Here is a 7,693-nt window from a genome sequence, read left to right as displayed (position 1 = left end):
TGTGTCCCGTTGTGGTGGCCTTTTCCTCTCTAGATAATCAACAAGCGTGATTGTATTGTTCTAGAATTTATGCTGTTCTAGAACTTTTCCACCGGCGAAGGTGTAGCCGAAGGAATGGTAGTAACTACCTAGCATTTCCTTTGGTTCAAGCGCTTTCAATTCGTCAAACGGAGAATCGAAAAGTGTAATTTCTGCATCGCCATACCAGATTGGCCCTACTTCTTTGTCTGTTCCACTAAAGGTGACGAGCTCATAGATAGCAGGCTCAGTTCCATCTATACTTGGCAAGTGACGGCTATTATGCAAAGGAGGATCGCTTACTGTTGGTCCGTTTTGTGTAATCTCTTTCAATGTTACTTTTGCATCTACCAAACGTCTTCCTCCGGCAGAAAGAGTACCAGCAAAAATACCGCCTGGTTCTAGGCGCATACCGGCTTTACCTACGGTAGTAGGACGTGTCATCCAAACCTCGCCTAATTTTTTAGGGAAGCCTTGAACCAAACCGCGTAGCATGGCATAGTCTTTGTCTACCCAGATGTATACGCAGCGACAAACAGGCTTTCCTTTATATTTAGCACCTACATAAAACATGACTTCTTTATATTGTGAATAATAAGGTTCTGTGATTTCTCGTCCACTCTCACTGCAGGATTGCCAATCAGCAAAAATAAGATTTACAGCGCCTGGATCATCTGCAGGTTCCAACTCATCAGGTAAAAGAGCAATTACTGCATCTGGATCGGCACGATACTCTATAGTCATAAAATCACCGGAATAATGCCAAGGTGGAGGAGGAAGTAAATTTGCTTTTCCTTCTGGAGAAAGAGGTAAAGAGAAGCCTTTTAAATTTGCCATAAGTTTGTTCATTCCTTCCTTGTTTTGTAACTAAAGAATTGACATAGTTGCTATGTTTGGAATAATCTTATCATATCAAATGTTTAATATCAAATGATTAAATAAATTTAAACTTTTCATAATATAAAAATTAGATAAAAAATTATACACCTGTTGATTGTCCATAATATGGAAGGTATAAGGTGCACGCGCCTTGCGTTCCGGCAGAAGAAAGGCCAGTGTGTCTTTCTCTTACTTCCTATCACAGACATGTGTCGATTTATCAAATCAGATGTTTATAGGTTTATCTAAGATTTTATCTAATATCAAAGGAGCATATTTATTTGATAATAAGAAAGAATTTATAATATATTTTAAATCGTTAGATAACATATAGCTTGACAAAGAAAATTGCCTGTACTAGTCTTAAGATATCAAACGAGTTTGTATATTTTAAATATTAAAAATAAAAACGAGGTGAAAAATCCACCGCTTTTATTTTTCTGAATAATCATATTAATAGATTTATTAATAAAGAAATGGAGTGTTTCTATATGGTTACGAAATCAAGTGAAAAAATTTTGATTGCTAATGTTCCTGTATCACCTGATCACTACATTGGGGGTCAGCGTGTTTCTTCAAAGAGAACATTTACGGTAATTAGTCCAATTGACGAATCTGTTTTAGGAGAAGTAGCGGCAGGTGGAGAGAAAGAAGTAGATGAGGCGGTAACCGCAGCATTGAAAGCGTATCCAGAATGGGCTGCACTAGGACCAAAGGGAAGAGGTGCTTACCTTCGTCGGTTTGCTGATATTGTTGAAAGTCGTGTAGAAGAGCTCGCAGCGGTTGAGACTGCAAGCAATGGTTCACTTTTAGAGTCTGGACGTTTACGTGTAATGAAACGTGCAGCTTATAACATTCGCTTTTTTGCAGAATGGGCAGAAACTTTGAAAGGGGAATCATGGGAATCAAATGGCACGCAGTATAACGTGTTATATCAGCCATCAGGCGTCTCTGCATTGATCACCCCATGGAATGCTCCACTTATGCTGACCACCTGGAAAGTGGGTCCTGCTTTAGCCGCGGGAAATACAGTGGTAGTTAAGCCGCCGGAGTGGGCACCATTCACATGCTCCCTACTGGCTGATTGTGCGGAAGAAGCCGGGCTTCCGGCGGGTGTATTAAATATCGTACAGGGAATTGGGGAAGAGGCAGGGGCTGCCCTTACTCAACATTCAGGAATTAGCAGAATTTCGTTTACAGGCTCAGTTGAGACTGGACGAATCATTGGCAAAGTGGCTGCTGACCGTATCGTTCCTGCGAGTATGGAGCTAGGCGGAAAATCACCACTCGTTGTGTTTGCAGATAGTGATTTTGAAGCAGCAGTAAAAACCGCACTCGGCCAATATGACAATGCAGGACAAGTATGCTTGGCTGGCACGCGAATTCTTGTAGAAGAATCTATTGCAGATAAATTCCTAGATGCTATGAAAGAAGGAGCTAAAAAGATTGTCCTTGGCGATCCGCGTAATAAAGAAACAGATGTTGGTCCTTTAATTACGCGTGAGCATTTTATGCGAGTGCAAGGATTTGTTGAGCGAGCAAAAGAGCAGGGGGCAACAGTAGCTTATGGTGGGAAAGTGTCAGAAAAATTAGGCGGGTTGTATTTTGAGCCTACCTTATTTGTAGATGTTCCAGAACACGCAGAAATCTTAAAGGAGGAAGTGTTCGGCCCTGTCCTTACGTTCCAAACGTTCCGTACTGAAGAAGAAGCTATTGAGATGGCAAATAACACGGAGTATGGCTTAGCTGCAACCGTGTTCACAGGCAGTGCAGAACGTGCACAACGAGTGGGAAGCTCCATTATAGGCGGCACAGTATGGATTAATACATTTTTTGCCCGCGATCTATCAGCACCATTTGGTGGAAGCAAAAAATCAGGTATTGGACGTGAAGGTGGGGATTTTAGCTTTGATTTCTTCTGCGATATTCAAACGGTAGCCTGCAAAACAGGCTCGTTTACTTCGTAAAATACTATGAAAAATCGGAGGCTGTAATTATGGGTGAAATTGTTGGGGCAGCTATACTATCACATGTACCTACCATTATGTTGCCGGAAAAAATTCGTCTTGAAATGAATCAGGGAAAAGGTGACACTACACTGATTCCCGGCTTGAAAAAGTTCCGTACTGAGGTTTTAGATCAACTCAATGCCGATACGTTTATTATTTTCGATTCACACTGGCATACTACATTTGAAATGGTAGTGGATGGACGCGATCATTATGAGGGTTTTCATACTTCCGATGAAATGCCGCGCAGCCTTGCAGACATTCCATATAACTATGATGGGGATCCTGAACTTGCTGCTATTATCGAAGAAACAGCGAAAGGCTATGACGATGTATGGGTACATGTAAGCCGGAATGAAAATCTTCCGATTCACTATGGTACAGTAAATCTTGTTCATTACCTGCACCGTGGCGAGAGAATCCTTTCGATCGGAACAGCACAGAACGGGGAACCTGAAGATTTCTTGCGATTTGGAGAAGTGTTACGGGAGGCTATAGACAAGAGTAATCGGAGAGTAGTATTGCTTGGTTCTGGTGGGCTTTCTCATAAGTTTTATTCTTTGCGTGATATTAGAGTATATGAAGCTTTTGATCCAAAATATTTAATCACTCCGGAAGCACGTGAAATTGACGAAAAAATCATTGATCTTCTATTAGAAGGAAAACATGGTGATGTAATTGACTTGATGCCAATATTCCGAACCTTTGGACCGGAAGGCCGTTTTGGTCACTACCTTATGAGTGCAGGTGCACTTGGGGGAAAAGAATGGGCAGCAAAAGGGCAAAAGTATTCTGAGTACGAAGCGTCAGCTGGAACTGGCCAAGTACACATGTGGTTCCCGCAGCCTGTAAAAGGATAGGAATTTACTCTTTATTTCAATGTAAAATGGGATAAAAGCTGGCATGAGAATAAAAAATCCATGTCGGCTTTTATACCTAACTATCTTTGCCAATGCAGATACGGAGGCAACTATATGTCAATTAGTGCAGATATTATAACAAATGCAGAGGTCCGTCTGTCCTCTACTGAACAAATAGTGAAGAAGCTGGAAGAAAAGGGTACAAAATATGTACGTTTATTATATAGCGATATTCACGGATATCCGCGAGGAAAAGATATTCCGCTGGATTTTTTTAAATCTATTACGGAAGAAGGGCAGGCATTCTGTTATTCTAACTTGGTGGATGGACTGGATGGAAGTCCGTTGAACGCCCCGGGGATGCCTAATCGAGGATATCCAGATATGCGAGCCATACCTGATTTATCTACGTTAGCTGTGATTCCATGGGAAAAGGATACTGTTCAGTGCCTCGTCGATTTAGTAGACAATAACGGAAAACCTGTTGATATTTCTCCAAGAGAATTTTTAAAAAGAACCACAACATTGTTTAACGATAGCCTACGCCTAACTCCTGTTCTTGCTCATGAATTGGAATTTTATCTCTTGCAAAAAGGAAAGGCCGGGTGGAAAAGATACAGTGATCAGGCTGGAATGATCTACACTGTGGGCTATCGTACAGATGAATTAGGGCTCATGCAGAAATTTCTAGAAGCAGGAAAAGTCTTGAATTTAGGCGTTACAGCAGCAAATCGTGAACATGGCGGTGGTCAGTTTGAGGTCAACATGATTCATGGAAAAGCGGTATCTTCTGCTGATAGAGCGTTCAGCTTTAAGAATATGATCAAAGAAGTCGCAGCTTGTAACGGATTGTTAGCTACGTTTATGGGTAAGCCCTTTAATAATCAGCCAGGTTCCGGCTTTCATCTGCATCTCAGTTTGATGAACCAGCAGGGTAAAAATGTTTTTTCTGATTCCTCGGCTGCTGATGGTTTGAGTGAAATGGCGAAGCACTTTATAGCTGGTGTTTTACATCATGCTCCGGCTCTTACAGCGTTCCTAGCTCCTACTATTAACGCATACAAACGCTTAATCCCAAACAATATTGCCCCTGTATCAACAGATTGGGGATATGATGATCGAAACGTGCTTGTTAGGATTCCGCCGGAAAGAGGGTTGGGAAGTCGGATTGAAATTCGGGCTGGAGATGGAGCAGCTAATCCATATTTAATTTCTGCAGTTTGTCTTTTGGCAGGTTACGATGGGATTATCAGAAAAATTGAACTGCAGCCAGTGGAAGTGAAAGGCAATTCTCTTCCACGGACATTGACGGAGAGCCTGCAGGAGTTGTACGCAGATAAAGCATTATGTGAATTGATCGGAAATTCAATGATCACCGCTTATTCGGCTGTGAAAACAGCAGAAATAGAGCGTTATCAACAATATGTCACAGATTGGGAGCTTAAGGAATATGTCCAACACTTATAAAACATTAGGAAAACCGTTAATTGGAATTACGACTTGGAGACGAGATTTGCCTACTTTTTTGGGTGAACGAACAGATTTGTATACATTAGGTCCAGAATACGTAGAAAGTATTGAAAAAGCAGGAGGAATAGCTATACTTTTGCCCCATACCCAATCTGAAATCGCTTTAGCTTATCTGGATTTGATCGATGGATTGCTAGTTTCTGGCGGAGGAGATGTAGATCCGGAAAGCTATGGAGACAAAAATTCAGGACAATCCTATGAAGTAAATGCAGGAGCTGACGCCTTTGAAATCGCTTTAGTACAAGAAGCTAGGAAACGGAAAATTCCAACATTGGGAATTTGTCGTGGATTTCAAATTCTTCAGGTTGCTTTTGAGGGTACTATGCTGCAAGATCTTCATGAAGCCTTTCCCCTTCACCCAAAAAATGAAGGAGCACCTGAGTATATACTGAGTCAGAATCACAAAGTTCTCCTGGAAAAGGATTCGATTCTAGCCCAAGTGTATAATTGTTCTATTCGAACGGTAAATACGATTCATCACCAATGTATTCAAACGGTAGGAAAAGGATTTATCCCAGTAGGATGGAGTGAAGATGGCATTATTGAAGCTGTACAATCCAGTACTGATTGGCTGGCATTGGGCATGCAGTGGCATCCGGAAAAGCTGGAAGATGAAAAAGAGTACGCATTGTTTTCATACTTTATAAAAGAAGTAGAAAATCGGATCAAGAAGGAGGAGCCAATGTGCTAAAGACGGAAGTTTCATCAACCTGAAAATGAAAATACATTGCTAAATCAAGCAAACGACTCAATTTGCCTAACATTGACGCAGGCATTATTACGTATTATCGAATAGCAGCCTCAATAACCTTTTCCTTCCTATAGTAAAGAAAAGGTTATTGAGGCTGCTATTTATATTATATAAGGGTTGTGTTTTCTCTAATACTTTGATGATGCCAAATTCTAAAGGGGAAAGCTGTTTCTAATCTTCTAGTTTTTTATTTACCTTTCTTAGTAGTTGAGTCAAGATTTCTTGTTCTTCACTGTCTAAATCAGAAACTATGTCGGCCTCTCCCTGATTAAATTCGGGATATAATTCCTCTATTACTTTTTTTCCTTCATCGGTCAAGGTCAAGAGTACCAAGCGTCTGTCTCTGGGGTTTGCTTCTCTTTTACACCATTGTTTGCGTTCCAAAGTGTTTGTAATACTGCTCACAGCAGCAACTGTAACTCCCATAGATTTGGCTAATTTTCTTGGTTCCATAGAACCCCATATCCAAAGATTATAAAGCAAAGTAAAAGCTGTCCAGGAAATATTGTATGTAGAGAGAACGTCACGTTCCATTTTTGCTCGTAATCGTTGTGCAGCCCGGTATAAGTTAGTGACAACCGCCATCGCCTCGAAGTTAAGGGAATAATTGGTTAAGCGGTTTAAAATAGCTAATTCCTCTGGAAGCAACTTCTCTTCAAAAGAGTGCATATATCCTCCTTATTTTTACACAATGTGATAGTTATCGCTGGTATGACATTTTTTCCAAAGGTGGATTTGTTTCATTTTCATTCTGTATTTGTTCTGTATGGAGCAAAGAGATAAACCTTATTTCTATCGTTTCCGCCATAGGCAACAGATCTTTGGCTAATAAGAAAAGCTGGGTTTGATACTGGCCATTTTCACATTTTTTATATAGTGAGTTGTGAATTTTAAGTTTACTGTACACCCATCTATTTAAAGCGTATATTTTTACCCAATACTCTCCAACTTGGGGGAGGAGGAATGGACGTGTTAGAAAAAGTTCACCATTATTTCCTCTAAGTTCTCCTGAAATGGTGTATTCCCTTCTTAAATAATTGTTTATTTTCTCTATATCCCCATCTTGCAATGCTTTACGTATATTTGTACTTGAGATTTTTTCATGTTTTGAGTTAATAGAAGGAATAATTTTGACTCGAAAACGGCCTTTCGCTAAGTTTTGAAGATCATAGGGCCCACCCCTTGATAGCCAAAGGAAAAATCAAAGCCTATGGTTACGCTTAGAGCACGGAGCGGGAGCAGAAATTGCTCAACAAAATCTAACGGTGAAACTTTTGAAAACACTTGGCAAAAGGATACGACATAAGTAATATCTACTCCTAGATTTTCAAAAATGCGCAATTTATCCAGTAAAGGCGTGATGTAAGCTGTATAGCTATTATTTTCGAATCGCTGTCTCGGATGTGGATCAAAAGTCATCACAGCTGATTTTAAACCGGTCTTTTTAGCGTACCTAATGGCTTCTTTAATGACGCCTTGATGTCCGTAATGTACGCCATCAAAGTAACCAATAGCAATAGAAGAAGAGTCGGTCACAAAAGAGGGAGACAGTGGATAAGAAAGATGAATAACTTTCATTTCTTCACCTGCTTTATATCAAATTTTTTAGAGTAAATCACGCCTGTTGATTATCCATAAGGTGGAAG

At 40.4% G+C, this 7,693-nt stretch carries 7 protein-coding genes; 4 read left to right on the top strand and 3 right to left on the bottom strand.

Annotation, left to right across the window (positions count from 1 at the left end; genetic code table 11):
• Positions 1-60: 60 nt before the first annotated feature.
• The gene (locus HMPREF0083_RS14415; RefSeq protein ID WP_021622223.1) at positions 61-867 is read right to left on the bottom strand and encodes an acetoacetate decarboxylase family protein; all 807 of its coding nucleotides are present in this window, start codon (positions 865-867) and stop codon (positions 61-63) included.
• A 521-nt stretch (positions 868-1,388) separates the two neighbouring features.
• On the opposite strand from HMPREF0083_RS14415, the gene HMPREF0083_RS14410 reads away from it, so the two are divergent.
• The 4 genes from HMPREF0083_RS14410 to HMPREF0083_RS14395 all read left to right on the top strand — a co-directional run bounded on the left by HMPREF0083_RS14410 (position 1,389) and on the right by HMPREF0083_RS14395 (position 5,987).
• Positions 1,389-2,864 carry an aldehyde dehydrogenase gene (locus HMPREF0083_RS14410; protein WP_040302877.1) on the top strand — a complete coding sequence of 492 codons (1,476 nt, stop codon included), beginning with the start codon at positions 1,389-1,391 and terminating at the stop codon, positions 2,862-2,864.
• Positions 2,865-2,893: 29 nt separating this feature from the next.
• On the top strand, positions 2,894-3,766 hold the full coding sequence (locus HMPREF0083_RS14405; protein WP_021622220.1) for a DODA-type extradiol aromatic ring-opening family dioxygenase: 873 nt from the start codon (positions 2,894-2,896) through the stop codon (positions 3,764-3,766).
• A 114-nt stretch (positions 3,767-3,880) separates the two neighbouring features.
• Positions 3,881-5,233 (top strand): glutamine synthetase family protein, encoded by a 1,353-nt coding sequence (locus tag HMPREF0083_RS14400; RefSeq protein WP_021622219.1) that lies wholly within the window; start codon positions 3,881-3,883, stop codon positions 5,231-5,233.
• Positions 5,217-5,987, top strand: coding sequence for a gamma-glutamyl-gamma-aminobutyrate hydrolase family protein (locus HMPREF0083_RS14395; protein WP_021622218.1), 771 nt, complete (start codon positions 5,217-5,219; stop codon positions 5,985-5,987). Before HMPREF0083_RS14400 ends, HMPREF0083_RS14395 begins: the two co-directional genes overlap by 17 nt.
• Before the next feature lie 231 nt (positions 5,988-6,218).
• Here the strand turns inward: HMPREF0083_RS14395 and HMPREF0083_RS14390 are convergent, their stop codons facing one another.
• Together HMPREF0083_RS14390 and HMPREF0083_RS14385 are read right to left on the bottom strand one after the other, a co-directional pair.
• Complete coding sequence (locus HMPREF0083_RS14390; protein ID WP_021622217.1) at positions 6,219-6,716, bottom strand: MarR family transcriptional regulator; 498 nt, start codon at positions 6,714-6,716, stop codon at positions 6,219-6,221.
• 483 nt (positions 6,717-7,199) lie between these two features.
• Positions 7,200-7,625, bottom strand: a complete 426-nt coding sequence (locus tag HMPREF0083_RS14385; protein WP_021622215.1) for an FAD synthetase family protein — start codon at positions 7,623-7,625, stop codon at positions 7,200-7,202.
• Positions 7,626-7,693 lie beyond the last annotated feature (68 nt).

The sequence above is a fragment of the Aneurinibacillus aneurinilyticus ATCC 12856 genome, assembly GCF_000466385.1.
In the GTDB taxonomy this organism is placed as follows: Bacteria; Bacillota; Bacilli; order Aneurinibacillales; family Aneurinibacillaceae; genus Aneurinibacillus; species Aneurinibacillus aneurinilyticus.
Note: the sequence above shows the minus strand (reverse complement) of the source record. Positions and strands in the feature narration are given on the sequence as shown.